This window comes from Aquimarina intermedia, assembly GCF_008124785.1.
Taxonomy (GTDB): Bacteria; Bacteroidota; Bacteroidia; order Flavobacteriales; family Flavobacteriaceae; genus Aquimarina; species Aquimarina intermedia.
Genome location: NZ_VNHU01000013.1, coordinates 1 through 13,557, shown reverse-complemented (window position 1 = coordinate 13,557; position 13,557 = coordinate 1). Strand labels below are relative to the sequence as shown.

10 protein-coding genes are annotated in these 13,557 nt (G+C 36.6%); 5 read left to right on the top strand and 5 right to left on the bottom strand.

Translation table 11 applies throughout. The annotated features are described in order from the left end of the window. Nucleotides 1-12: 12 nt before the first annotated feature. The 3 genes from BD809_RS14595 to prfB form a co-directional block, all read right to left on the bottom strand. Entirely contained in the window at nt 13-2,433 is a 2,421-nt protein-coding gene (locus tag BD809_RS14595) for a TonB-dependent receptor domain-containing protein (protein ID WP_148783724.1), read from the bottom strand. Between the two features lie 305 nt (nt 2,434-2,738). Then, nucleotides 2,739-3,083 carry an arsenate reductase (glutaredoxin) gene (gene arsC / locus BD809_RS14590; RefSeq protein ID WP_148783723.1) on the bottom strand — a complete coding sequence of 115 codons (345 nt, stop codon included), beginning with the start codon at nt 3,081-3,083 and terminating at the stop codon, nt 2,739-2,741. Nucleotides 3,084-3,095: 12 nt separating this feature from the next. After that, nucleotides 3,096-4,194 (bottom strand): peptide chain release factor 2 gene (gene prfB, locus BD809_RS14585; RefSeq protein ID WP_148783722.1). Its coding sequence is split into 2 segments (ribosomal slippage): nt 3,096-4,130 and nt 4,132-4,194, totalling 1,098 coding nucleotides; the frame shifts between segments, so codons are not numbered across the junction. Nucleotides 4,195-4,294: 100 nt separating this feature from the next. Here prfB and BD809_RS14580 point away from each other — a divergent pair. Further along, the gene (locus tag BD809_RS14580) at nt 4,295-6,700 is read left to right on the top strand and encodes a zinc-dependent metalloprotease (RefSeq protein WP_148783721.1); all 2,406 of its coding nucleotides are present in this window, start codon (nt 4,295-4,297) and stop codon (nt 6,698-6,700) included. A 29-nt stretch (nt 6,701-6,729) separates the two neighbouring features. Beyond that, entirely contained in the window at nt 6,730-7,746 is a 1,017-nt protein-coding gene (locus BD809_RS14575; protein ID WP_148783720.1) for a threonine aldolase family protein, read from the top strand. 62 nt (nt 7,747-7,808) lie between these two features. Here BD809_RS14575 and BD809_RS14570 read toward each other — a convergent pair whose 3' ends face one another. Both BD809_RS14570 and BD809_RS14565 read right to left on the bottom strand, forming a co-directional pair. After that, a complete protein-coding gene (locus tag BD809_RS14570; protein WP_148783719.1) occupies nt 7,809-8,129 on the bottom strand; it encodes a YegP family protein in 321 nt (106 codons plus the stop codon). A gap of 80 nt (nt 8,130-8,209) precedes the next feature. Beyond that, on the bottom strand, nt 8,210-8,533 hold the full coding sequence (locus BD809_RS14565) for a YbaB/EbfC family nucleoid-associated protein (RefSeq protein WP_148783718.1): 324 nt from the start codon (nt 8,531-8,533) through the stop codon (nt 8,210-8,212). Between the two features lie 165 nt (nt 8,534-8,698). Here BD809_RS14565 and BD809_RS14560 point away from each other — a divergent pair, with 165 nt between their 5' ends. The 3 genes from BD809_RS14560 to BD809_RS14550 all read left to right on the top strand — a co-directional run bounded on the left by BD809_RS14560 (nt 8,699) and on the right by BD809_RS14550 (nt 13,369). After that, nucleotides 8,699-10,831: a S9 family peptidase gene (locus BD809_RS14560; RefSeq protein ID WP_148783717.1), complete on the top strand. Its 2,133-nt coding sequence runs from the start codon at nt 8,699-8,701 to the stop codon at nt 10,829-10,831. Between the two features lie 88 nt (nt 10,832-10,919). Further along, entirely contained in the window at nt 10,920-11,960 is a 1,041-nt protein-coding gene (locus BD809_RS14555; protein ID WP_148783716.1) for a PLP-dependent cysteine synthase family protein, read from the top strand. Between the two features lie 149 nt (nt 11,961-12,109). Further along, a complete protein-coding gene (locus tag BD809_RS14550; protein ID WP_148783715.1) occupies nt 12,110-13,369 on the top strand; it encodes an aminotransferase class I/II-fold pyridoxal phosphate-dependent enzyme in 1,260 nt (419 codons plus the stop codon). Nucleotides 13,370-13,557: the final 188 nt, after the last annotated feature.

Below are 13,557 nucleotides of genomic sequence, written 5' to 3'. Positions count from 1 at the left end.
ACTATGAGATTCTTATGATCCTTTTTTTTGTTTAAAACGGTAAGTAAAGGAAAGATTGAATGTTCGTATACGCCATTGGTATTCACTATACGATGAAAAAGTCGTGGCTGAAACGGTACTTTTACCTACGTTTGAATTAAAAAGGTCATTAATACCAAATGTTAGCGTAGCCTTGTTTTTGAATAAGTTCTTGCTGAAGGCAAGATTGGCTGTGAAAACACCTTCATTTTCAATTTGTCCATTACGTATAGGACCTCGGTAATCTAAAATAGTTTGCCAATCAACTTCGCCAGGTAATGTAAATTTGTTATTCAAACGTGCTGACCAGCTAACATCTGAAGCGTCAAAATTTTCATTTTCGAAATCTCCTTTGATACCGTAATACGACCCGTTGAAATTACCATTAATTCTCCATTTCTTAGTAGGATTATAAATGACGGTAAATTCCACTCCGTAACGATCTGATTGGTCTAAATTTACCGGTGTTCTTGAGATCACAGGTACAAACGTTGGATTATTATTTGCATCTGTACCAATCGTTACACGTTCTCCTGTATTAATGTCAATAAAGGTAAAAACATCAGACGTATGATTATAATATACCGAAGCATTTAGTGTGAGTTTAGGCATTTTATTTAAGTAGGATAACTCCACTACATTACTATAGCTGGGATCAAGATTGGGATTTCCCTGAAAAATATTTGAAATACTTGATCGTGCTGGAAAAGGATTTAAGAATGCAGTTCCGGGCCTTCTGATTCTTCTATTGAACCCTAAAGTAAGTGTATGTTTTTCACCAATTTCATAACCAATGTTCGTGGTAGGAAATAGATCGGTGTATTTTTTCTTGTTAAAATCGTTGCTTGTTTTTTGCTCAATTGTAATTCGTGTATTTTCAGCTCGAACTCCCAGAAGAATAGAGAATTTTCCGAATTTACTTTCGAATTGAGCATACCCGGCATTCACATACTGTTGAAAATCTAACGTATTGGATAGATCCGTATTTGTGATGATAGTATTGTTTCTATCTTCTTCTACCAAATATGCTGTTTCTCTATTATTAAAAATACCTCTATACCCAAGTTCAATTTTATAGTTGTCAGATAATGGTAAATTATAATCTGATTGCAATAAGATATTTTGTTGATCGATAACTGTCTCGACTAACTCTTCGATGCTTGAATTTGTTTGCGTGATGCGAGTATTGTCGTTTTCTTCACTATTCTCAAATTGAAAATCAAATGAAAGTCTATGATCTGTATTTTCAAACTTTTTATCATAGTTTAGAGAATACTGACGAGTTATATTTTTTTCCTTATTGGGATCAATCCGTACATTATCAGAAACTGCATTTCTATTCTCGTCAAACTCCGTAATAAAGTTGGTAGTTTTATTATCTATATTGGAAGCACGGTATAAAAACTTATTGGTAATAGAAGAAGATTGATTCACAAACCATTCGATTCCCGAGTTGATGGTAAGACCTCTATAAATTCTATCATATTCTCTATCTTCCTGAATGTAAGAGTCCGGATCATTTCTGACCCCATTGGGCGCTGTAGGGTCTTCAATTAAATTAAAAAAGTGATTTTCCACAAAGGAGTTACCAGGCGTTTCGCGATAGGTATAACTAGTAAAATTGGTAATATTCACCTTATCTGTTCGATAATTAAAATTTCCTGAACCTCCACCTGTTTCGGGATAACCGGTTTTAGCAAGAAAGGTTGCATTGATTCCTGCCAACTTGTTTCTCTTCATTATTAAATTAATTATCCCTGCTGTACCTTCAGCGTCATATCTGGCGGAAGGGGAGGTGATAACTTCAATGCGATCAATAGATTCTGCCGGGAGTTGTCTTAGTGCCTCTGCACTTCGTAAACCTACCAGTGCAGAAGGTTTACCGTCCACCAAAATACGAACATTTCCGTTACCTCTTAGCGCAACGCTTCCTGATGGAGCTACAGTTACCGAGGGAACATTATTTAAGACATCACTCAATGAGCCGCCTGCCGCAGTCAGATCTTTTCCAACATTGTATATTTTTTTGTCCAATCGAATTTCTACAGTGGTTTTATCCCCTTGTATGATTACATCCTCCAGCATCTCAGAGGATGGTTTTAATTCGATATTTCCCAGATCAGTATTCTTGAGATACTTAGTGTGTTCAATTATTCGGGTTTCACAAGAAATATACTCAAGATGGATGGAATATATACCCGGATTAATTTTTATCTGAAATTTACCCTTTTTGTCTGTGATGCCGCCAAACGCTATGTTTTCGGTATTCTGTTCTATAAAAGCAATAGTGGCATATTCTAGAGGTATTGAACTACCGGCTTCCAAAATCTGTCCAGATACTGTTATTTCTTTTTTGTTTTGCGCATATATTGACAAACTCAAAAGCATTATAGTAAGCACAATAACTTTCTTCATTATTCTATGGGTTCAAGAGTTTTTTTACTGTTTGGGGTTGGTAATTTATTTCAAATAATATACTAATGACTAAAGTGTTGGCTTCTTTAGGACTACAATTTTATGACTATACCCCGTAATAATCAAGAAATAATTAACTATTCTTTAATAAAAATTAGGTTTAAAGTTTAAATCTTTTTGAAATACGTAATTAAACCATTTATCGTACGGCAAACCCGGACGATTTTAGGATTCTAATTAAAAAAGCGATATGCATTTAACATGCGTATCGCTTTTTAAAATTTTTTATTTATTGCATTGGGGCTTTAGAACAGCTTTTTTACATTTTCTGGTGGTCGACCAATCACCCCTTGACTATCTTTTGTGACAATCGGTCGCTCGATCAATTTTGGGTGCTCAATCAAAATTGAGATAAGTTCATCATCAGTCAATTGCTTGTCTTTATAATTTTCCTTCCATACGGCTTCGTTTTTGCGCACTAGTTCATGGGGAGCCATCTGTAGCTTTGTCAATAACGCTTGCATTTCCTTTTTCGTTAATTTTTGATCTAAATATTTGATGATTTCCACGGGCGCTGTTTGCTCTTCCTGCAAGATAGTTAATGTAGCTCTTGATTTACTGCAGCGGGGATTATGATAGATTGTGTACATAAAATATATAATTTATTCTTCTTCTTTTTGTCCCATCATCATAAGATAGGCTTTTAAAAACTCATCAAGATTCCCGTTCATAACAGCATCAACATTTCCGGTTTCATGCGCTGTACGGACATCTTTCACTAACTTATAGGGGTGCATCACATAATTACGTATTTGTGATCCCCATTCTATTTTCATTTTCGAAGATTCAATTTCATCACGCTGAGCTTGTTGTTTCTTTAGTTCTATTTCGTAAAGCTGAGATTTAAGCATTTGCATTGCTTTTTCTCTGTTTTCTAGTTGCGAACGTGTTTCAGAGTTATGAATAACGATGCCGGTTGGGTGATGGGTAAGAATGGCTTTAGTTTCTACCTTATTTACATTTTGTCCTCCCGCACCACTCGATCTTGCAAAATCCCAATTAATATCAGCAGGGTTTATTTCGATCTCGATAGAATCATCGACAAGTGGATATACATAAATAGAAGCAAAGGATGTATGGCGTTTAGCATTGCTGTCAAAAGGTGATATACGAACTAACCGATGAACACCATTTTCACCTTTTAACCAGCCAAAGGCGTAGTCTCCTTCAATTTCAAGCGTAACGGTTTTAATGCCGGCTACATCGCCTTCCTGGTAATTCAGTTCTTTTATTTTGTAGCCGTGTTTTTCAGCCCACATGAGGTACATTCTCATGAGCATACTGGCCCAATCACAGCTTTCAGTACCTCCGGCACCGGCAGTGATTTGTATAACAGCACTTAAAGAGTCCCCTTCATCACTAAGCATGTTTTTGAATTCCAAACCTTCAATTAGCTCCAATGCAGATGAATAACGTTCCTGAAGTTCTTTTTCTGTAGCTTCTCCTTCTTTGTAAAATTCAAATACTACTTCCAGATCATCCACAAGTGATTCACTCTTAGTGTAATCTGCGACCCATTTTTTTTCGGTATTCAATTCTCGCATCAATTGTTCGGCTTTACGAGCATCGTTCCAAAAATCAGGAGCAAATGTTTTTTCTTCCTGATTGGTGATTTCTATAGTTTTGGCATCAATGTCAAAGATACCTCCTTAACGCTACCTGGCGCTCTCTAAGATCAAGAATTGTCTCAGCTGTAATCATATGTTCGATTTTTAGGCAAAAATAGGATTTAAGCGACTAGAATAAAATGATTTTGGTATTATTTTTATAGATTTAAGGTCTTAAATATAAACCCATACTCATGAGAATACTTAGCTTTTACTTTTTAGTGATTCTATGTACTGAAGTAAGCGCTCAGTTTTTAGAGAAGCAAGAAGAACTAAAATCATACAAAGGATTTTTTACTTTTCATTATAATGAAGCTAAGGATGAGTTGTATTTGGAAGTTAATCGTTTAAATGAAGAGTTTTTGTATGTTCATGCTTTAGTAAGCGGTGTAGGTTCTAATGATATAGGACTAGACCGCGGACAATTGGGAGGAGGAGATATCGTAAAGTTTCAGAAACGAGGCAATAAATTACTTTTAGTTCAAGAAAATCTAAAATACAGGGCCAATACTGATAATATGCTTGAGAAGAAAAGTGTAGCTCAGGCATTTGCACAATCAGTCTTGTTTGGTTTCCCTATCAAGGAAGAAAAAAACGGGAAGTACGTTATTGATCTTACACCTTTTTTGTTGCAAGATAGTCACGGTGTAACTCAGCGGCTAAAAAAAATGAAAGAAGGAACGTATGCTTTGGATAAAAAACGAAGTGCTTTACTACTTGATAAATTAAAAGCTTTTCCGAAGAATCTGGAGTTTGAGAGCCTGCTTACTTTCACAGGGACGTCCACCGGCAAATATCTAGCAAGTGTGGTACCAGATACAAAGGCGATTACCGTTGTACAGCATCATTCCTTTGTAGCGTTGCCGGATGCTGGTTATAAAATGAGAAGTTTTGATCCGCGTAGTGGGGCCATATCAATGTCATTCTATGACTATGCAACGCCGATTGAATCTCCATTAAAAAAACAATTTATTTTACGTCACCGGTTGGAAAAAAAGAATCCGGATGCACCATTGAGTGAAGCAAAAGAACCTATTATTTATTATTTAGATCCGGGTACACCAGAGCCGGTAAGAAGTGCTTTGTTAGAGGGAGCCTCTTGGTGGAATACAGCCTTTGAAGCGATTGGATATAAAAATGCATTTCAGGTTAAAATGTTACCACCTGATGCTGACCCGTTGGATCTACGATATAATGTTATACAGTGGGTGCATCGCTCGACAAGAGGGTGGAGTTACGGAGCCAGTATTATTGATCCTCGAACAGGAGAAATACTAAAAGGTCATGTAAGTTTAGGAAGCTTGAGAATTAGACAAGATTTTTTAATTGCCCAAGCGCTGCTTAATAAACCTTTTGCGGCTAGTGATGTTAATCATCAACCCATGTTGGACATGGCATTGGCCAGAATCCGACAACTGTCGGCTCATGAGGTTGGGCACACCCTTGGATTTGCTCATAATTTTGCTGCAAGTACATTTGAGCGCGCATCCGTCATGGATTATCCGCATCCTTTGGTGCAATTAGAGGGAGGTAAAATTGATTTGTCAGAAGCGTACACACAAGAAATTGGAGCATGGGATAAAGTAACTGTCGCGTACAGTTATGCTGATGCCGGAGAGGCTAATGAGAGCAACGTTTTGGATTCAATACTGAATACTGCCTATGCCAAAGGTCTGCGTTTTATTACTGATAGCGACGCACGGACCAAAGGAGGTGCACATGCTAAGGCACACTTATGGGATAATGGGGCAGATGTGAGCGATGGACTAGAAGAGGTGTTGGCTATTCGAAAAATAGCAATGCGCAATTTTTCTAAGGATAATATTCGTGTTGGTGAATCCTATTCTGTGTTAGAAGATGTTTTTGTTCCTCTGTATTTCTTTCATCGGTATCAAACAGAGGCAGTCATAAAGTCAATTGGCGGATTAACCTATAATTATGCAATTAAAGGTGATAAGCAACTTATCACGTCGGTGGTTTCACCAAAAAAGCAGCGCAAAGCATTACAGGTTTTAAGTAAAACCTTATCAGCAGACGTTCTAGCGATTCCGGAAGATAAATTGAATTTATTTCCGCCAAGAGCGTATGGCTTTGCGAGAACGAGAGAATCCTTTAAAAGTAAAACCGGAGTCGCATTTGATGCAATTAGTGCGCCTGTTACTGCAAGTGAAATGACCTTATCATTATTGCTGCATCCGGAGCGTGCTTCTCGACTTGTTCAACAAAAAAGTTTAGATGCAGATCAACTAGGTTTATCAGAGGTACTTGATCAGGTAATAGCGACAACTTTTTTAAACAAGGCCTCGAATACTTATTATATGGAGATTCAAAAGAGTATACAGTTCAGTGTCATAAAGCATTTACTTCGTTTGAGCAGAGAACCTACAGCCTATCCACAGGTTAACGCCATTGCTCTGACTCAATTGAAGGCATTGCAAGTAAAGCTTGAAAATAAGACGTTAAAAATGGATGATGCATACAACACATTTTTAATTCATACCCTAAAAAAGTATACAGAAAAACCAGATTTAATTCTAAAATCGAATACTATAGAAATTCCTGATGGATCTCCAATTGGGAGCTTTCAGTGTACCTTTTAAAAACAAATTTTATAATAGCATTATAACGAATGAGAATAGATTTACGAAGTGATACCATAACCAAGCCCACTAAGGGGATGCTTCAAAGTATGATGAATGCGGTAGTAGGTGATGATGTGTATAAAGAGGATCCATCAGTTAATGAACTGGAAGCTTACCTAGCGAACCTTTTTGGCAAAGAGACGGCTCTGTTTTTTCCAACGGGAAGTATGGCAAATCAGGCAGCTATAAAATTACATACACAACCGGGAGAACAATTGATAGCGGATCACTATGCCCACGTATTTAATTATGAAGGGGGAGGGGTTTCATTTAATAGCGGAGTGTCTTGTAAATTAATAGAAGGGAATCGCGGAATGATTACTGCTGATCAGGTGGAAGCGGCTATAAATCCACCGGATTTTTATCACAGTCCATTAACAGCCTTAGTTTGCGTAGAAAACACAACGAATAAAGGTGGGGGAGCATGCTATGATATAGAGACCTTAAAAAGCATAAAAGATGTTTGTGAAAGACATGGATTAGGCTTTCATCTGGATGGAGCACGTTTATGGAATGCCATGATTGCAAAAGATCAATCGCCAAAAGATTTTGGTAAGCTTTTCGATACTATATCGGTATGTTTAAGCAAAGGTTTAGGAGCTCCTATGGGATCAGTTCTTATTGGGGATACTGAACTAATGAAAAATGCGATACGTGTGCGCAAAGTTTTGGGAGGAGGTATGCGTCAGGTAGGTTTTATGGCTGCTGCAGGACTCTATGGGGTAAAACATCAGTGGGATCGATTAGCAGAGGATCATAAGCGTGCACAAGAAATAGGAGAGGTATTAAGTACCTTGCCTTTTGTATTGCATGTTGAACCGATCGATACTAATATTGTAATTTTCAAAATAGCTACCAATGAAGATGAATTTATTGCTAAAATGGCAGAAAAAGATATTCATTTTTACAGTATGGGGCAAGGTAAGCTACGGCTTGTAACACATCATGATTATTCAGAACGAATGCATCAGTATTTTTTGGAAGTCTTACAAAGTATGGATTAAATTTTAGTGTATACAGGCTGAAACGGATATGATTTCAGCCTGTATATATCAAAATTAATTATTTACATAGCGGTCTTTGTTGCGTTAGACGCATTTTTCTTAACCGATGCAATGCCATTTTCCATACCTGACTCAGAGGTATACGTTTGGCTGCTTCCTATGACTTGACCATTTGAGGATTTCAAATTAAAATAAAAGCGGCCATCTTTAGCAGTTTTTCTCTCGTAACGAATATCTTCTACCGAATTCTTCTTTACGGATTCGATACCGTTTTCAGCAGCACCTTTACTGGAATATAGCTCACTACTTAAAATAATCTGACCATTTTTGGCCTTCAGTATAAAGTGATATGTATCATCATCCTTTTTCGTTAATTCAAACATATAAACGCTTCAAGTTAAAGTTAATTCTATAAAAATATGGAATTAAATGATGAATTAAAAGGAAACTGTCGTAACAGTGTTTACATGAATTTATCCAGTCCAGGGATATTTGGCATACCATCTTTTGCAACGGCTGCCAATTCATCTTCATTTACTTTTGTTGCCTTTGCAATAGCTTTGTTCAGTGTTAGAATCAAATAATCTTCTAATTGATCTTTGTCCTCCATAAGTTCATCAGCAATAGCGATTTTTTTTATTTCTCGGTTTGCAGTTACGGTCACTTGTAATAAATTATCTGTACTGTTTTCATCGATAAGTACAGAGCTCATTCTTTTTTTAGTTTCTTCTACTCGAGCCTGGGTTTCTTTTAGTTTCCCCATCATTCCCATCATGTCTCCAAACATTTCTTTTTCTTTTTAATTAGTATTAAATACAAAATTACTATTTTGCTATGATAAACTAGACAGGATTTTTATTAAAAACTATGCATTACTTTTAATTCAGTGGTAAATCTCAAATTTTCCCTACAATGCTGTTGTTTAGCTAAATTTCTGAAAAACCAACATTAGATGAAAACCTTTCAAATTATCTGCGTAGTATCGCTTATTTTTGCAACTTCGTGTACCAAAAAAGAAAATAAATTGAATACAAAACCAACGCCTCCAGTCGCAGAAATAAAAGAAAATCAATTAGAGAAATTTGATGACATTCGACAGGATAATTATTTTTGGTTAAATGACCGAGAAGACCCTGAAGTTATTGATTATCTGGAAAGAGAAAACGAATATAACGATCAAATGACCGCTCATACCAAGGGGTTGCAAAAGCAACTTTTTGAAGAGATGAAAGCGCGCATAAAGGAGGATGATGCTTCGGTTCCGTATAAATATAATGGCTACTGGTATATTACGCGTTATGAAAAAGGAAAGGATTATCCAATTTATTCAAGAAAGAAGGAAACGCTGGACGCGAAAGAAGAAATTTTATTTGATTGTAATGAAGAGGCAAAAGGTCATAGTTATTATCGTTTAGTTGGTTTAAACGTAAGTCCGGACAATACCCGTGTAGCTTTTGGAGTGGATACAGTGAGTCGTCGTCAGTATACCATTCAAATCAAGAATTTGGTCGACGGAACCGTGTATGATGATACCATAGAAAATGCTACCGGTAGTAGTACGTGGGCTGCAGATGGTAAAACTTTGTTTTACACAAAAAAAGACGCTGAAACGCTTCGATCTTATAAAATTATGAAGCATACATTAGGTACTCGGGTTTCTGATGATGTTGAAGTTTTTAGAGAAGATGACGACACCTTTAATACCTTTGTTTATAAAACTAAATCAGACAAATATATTGTTATAGGATCAACAAGTACCCTTACCTCTGAGTATAGAATATTAAAAGCAGATGAACCTGATGGGGAGTTTAAAATTTTTCAACCCAGAGTGCGTGGTTTAGAATATGGGATTTCACATTATAAAGATCATTTCTATGTTCTGACCAATGCCGATAATGCTACCAACTTCAAACTTATGAAAACTGGAGAGGGTAAGACAAGTAAAGAAAACTGGGTAGACGTTATACCACATCGAGAAGAAACTTTACTTGAAGATATTGAGATTTTTAAGGAGTATTTGGTAGTAAGTGAACGTAATAACGGACTTAATAAAATTCAAATTAAACGATGGGATGGTTCACAAACCTACTACCTTCCTTTCGATAATGAAACGTATACTGCTTATGTAAGTACAAATCCGGATTTTGACACCAAAGTTTTGAGATATGCATACAACTCTTTGTCAACACCTAATTCGGTAATTGATTTCAATATGGAATCAAAAGAGAAAGAAGTTAAAAAAGAACAAGAAGTATTGGGGGGAACATTTGATAAAAATAATTATACCTCAGAACGTGTTTGGGCAACGGCATCAGATGGAACTAAAATACCGATGTCTCTTGTCTATCGCAAAGGCTTAAAAAAGGACGGAACTAATCCTGTATTGCAATATGGATATGGTTCTTACGGAGCGACGATTGATCCCTATTTTTCTACAGTACGATTAAGTTTACTTGACAGAGGATTTGTATACGTTATTGCGCATGTACGAGGTGGGGAATATCTTGGACGTCCCTGGTATGAAGACGGAAAATTACTAAAGAAGAAAAACACCTTCACTGATTTTATAGATTGTTCAAAATTTTTGATTTCTGAAGGGTATACTTCAAAGGAGCATTTATACGCTATGGGAGGCTCAGCCGGAGGGTTACTTATGGGAGCCGTTATTAATATGGCACCCGAATTATATAATGGGGTAGTAGCAGCTGTACCATTTGTAGATGTGATTACAACAATGCTAGACGATAGTATACCATTAACAACTGGAGAATATGACGAATGGGGTAATCCAAATAATGAGGAGTATTACAATTATATGAAAACGTACTCTCCTTATGATAATGTGACTGCACAAGAGTATCCAAATTTATTAGTGACCACAGGTTTGCATGATTCTCAAGTACAATATTGGGAGCCTGCAAAATGGGTGGCAAAAATGAGAGCGACAAAGAAAGGAGATAATTTATTGTTATTACATACTAATATGGAGGCTGGTCACGGAGGAGCTTCAGGGCGCTTTGAAGCCCTAAAAGAAGTGGCCGAAGAGTATGCGTTTTTGCTAGATTTAGAGGGGATAACCGAATAATTGAAAAAAATAATGTAACTTCGTGGCGTTTTTTAGCCGTTTATCGACACCCCAAAATACTGTTCGATAAACTGTAAAAACTTACTTTATGAAAGAAAAGATACAGGCGTACAATAGTATTCTGGAGCTTATCGGCGACACTCCACTCATTAAATTGAACAGAATAATAAAGGATTTCCCCGGCAATTATTATGCAAAGGTTGAATCTTTTAATCCGGGACATTCTTCTAAAGATAGAATTGCTCTTTATATTTTAGAACAGGCAGAAAAGAAAGGAATCTTAAAACCGGGAGATACTATAGTTGAGACTACCAGCGGAAATACCGGATTCAGTCTGGCTATGGTAAGTGCAATTAAAGGGTATAAGTGTATTTTGGCAGTTAGCTCAAAATCATCGAAGGATAAAATAGCTATGCTTCAGACTATGGGGGCTCAGGTGCATGTTTGCCCTGCACATGTAGCTGCAGATGATCCAAGATCCTATTATGAAGTTGCCAAAAGAATACACAAAGAAACAAAAGGTTCGGTTTATATTAATCAATATTTTAATGAGCTGAATATCGATGCACACTTTAAGTCTACGGGACCGGAAATATGGAAACAAACCAACGGGCATATTACTCACTTGGTAGCTTGTTGCGGAACTGGAGGAACAATATCCGGTACAGCAAGATATTTGAAATCTAAAAATCCGGAAGTTCGCGTATTGGGAATAGATGCCTATGGCTCAGTTTTGAAAAAGTATCACGAAACTAAGGAGTTGGATGTAAATGAAATTTATCCATACCGTATAGAAGGTTTAGGAAAGAATTTAATTCCAACAGCTACTGATTTTGATAGTATTGATAAATTTGAAAAGGTTGGAGATGAAGATAGCGCACTTACTGCAAGAGAATTGGCTAGATTAGAAGGTTTGTTTCTGGGTTATACCAGTGGTGCTGCCATTCAAGGAATTAAGCAATTAGCTGAACAAGGAGAATTTGATAGCACAAGTAATGTTGTTGTGTTGCTGCCGGATCACGGATCCAGGTATATGAGTAAAGTTTATAGTGACGAATGGATGCAGGAGCAAGGCTTTATGGATAGCAAAGAAACAACGACAACTTCAGATATCGAAGTGGTTAAGTAATAGTACAAGTTAAAAACAATAGGCATCTGATCATTTTTCAGGTGCTTTTTTGTGAAATACTATTTTTTCTTAAGTGATGATAAATATTATTATGTCATCACATCAATTTTCAGTATTTTCGCAAACTTATAAAATCAAATTTAAGGTAGATGAGAGATTTATTTGATAAAATTTACAAGGATAAAGGTCCTTTAGGAAAGTGGGCAGACAAAGCAGAAGGTTATTTTGTATTTCCAAAGCTTGAAGGCCCTATATCAAATAGAATGAAGTTTCAGGGTAGAGATGTAATCACCTGGAGTATCAATGATTATTTAGGATTGGCTAATAAAGCTGAAATAAGAGAAGTGGATGCTCAAGCAGCAGCTGATTATGGTTCTGCATATCCTATGGGGGCCAGAATGATGAGTGGTCATACAGATCTACATGAAAAGCTTCAGGATGAATTAGCAGCTTTTGTTGATAAAGAGGCGGCCTATCTTCTTAACTTTGGTTATCAGGGTATGGTATCTACAGTAGATGCATTGGTAACAAAAGATGATATCATAGTTTATGATGTGGACGCACATGCATGTATTATTGATGGGGTAAGACTCCATCAAGGGCAGCGATATACATATCGTCATAATGATGTAGAGAGTATAGAGAAAAATCTGATACGTGCCACTAAGATGGCAGAAAAAACCGGTGGAGGAATTTTATTGATTTCTGAAGGGGTTTTTGGTATGCGCGGTGAACAAGGAAAACTAAGAGAAATTGTAGCGCTAAAGGAGAAATATAACTTCAGACTTTTTGTAGACGATGCTCACGGATTTGGTACCTTAGGTAAAACAGGTGCAGGAACTGGTGAAGAGCAAGGTGTCCAAGATCAGATAGATGTTTATTTTGCTACATTTGCAAAATCAATGGCAAGTACAGGAGCATTCATTGCTGCTGATAAAGAAATTATAGATTTCTTAAAGTATAATTTAAGATCCCAAATGTTTGCAAAGTCTTTGCAAATGCAATTAGTTATCGGAGCGTTAAAGCGTTTGGATATGCTTAGAACAATGCCAGAGCTTAAAGATAAGTTATGGGAAAATACAAATGCATTGCAAAACGGATTGCGTGAAAGAGGCTTTGATCTAGGTACAACGCAAAGTTGTGTGACACCTGTGTATCTCAAAGGAAGTATTCCTGAGGCAATGGCATTGGTGAAAGACTTACGGGAAAATCATGGGGTTTTCTGTTCGATTGTGGTATATCCTGTGATTCCAAAAGGATTAATTTTATTGAGATTGATCCCAACTGCGTCTCATACACAACAGGATATAGATGAAACATTAGTTGCTTTCTCAGCCATTCGTGAGACACTGGAAAACGGTACTTATAAAAGAATTTCAGCTGCAGTTGCAGCAGCTATGGGGGAGTAGCCTTAATTCCTCCGTTATATTATAAGAAAAAGCCACCAATCTGAAGTGCCCCCAAAAAGTTAGACACTATTTGGGGGTATTTTATGAGTAGAAAAATCAAACATTCCAAAGATTTTAAATTTAAAGCAGTACAAAAGGTTTTAAGGAATAATTTAAGTATTACTGCTGTTAGTGATGAATTAGTTCTC

Excerpts from the sequence above, each read along its gene's own strand:
- BD809_RS14595 (WP_148783724.1), bottom strand. The coding sequence starts at position 2,433 with ATGAAGAAAGTTATTGTGCTTACTATAATGCTTTTGAGTTTGTCAATA.
- arsC (WP_148783723.1), bottom strand. The coding sequence starts at position 3,083 with ATGTACACAATCTATCATAATCCCCGCTGCAGTAAATCAAGAGCTACA.
- BD809_RS14580 (WP_148783721.1), top strand. The coding sequence starts at position 4,295 with ATGAGAATACTTAGCTTTTACTTTTTAGTGATTCTATGTACTGAAGTA.
- BD809_RS14575 (WP_148783720.1), top strand. The coding sequence starts at position 6,730 with ATGAGAATAGATTTACGAAGTGATACCATAACCAAGCCCACTAAGGGG.
- BD809_RS14570 (WP_148783719.1), bottom strand. The coding sequence starts at position 8,129 with ATGTTTGAATTAACGAAAAAGGATGATGATACATATCACTTTATACTG.
- BD809_RS14565 (WP_148783718.1), bottom strand. The coding sequence starts at position 8,533 with ATGTTTGGAGACATGATGGGAATGATGGGGAAACTAAAAGAAACCCAG.
- BD809_RS14560 (WP_148783717.1), top strand. The coding sequence starts at position 8,699 with ATGAAAACCTTTCAAATTATCTGCGTAGTATCGCTTATTTTTGCAACT.
- BD809_RS14555 (WP_148783716.1), top strand. The coding sequence starts at position 10,920 with ATGAAAGAAAAGATACAGGCGTACAATAGTATTCTGGAGCTTATCGGC.
- BD809_RS14550 (WP_148783715.1), top strand. The coding sequence starts at position 12,110 with ATGAGAGATTTATTTGATAAAATTTACAAGGATAAAGGTCCTTTAGGA.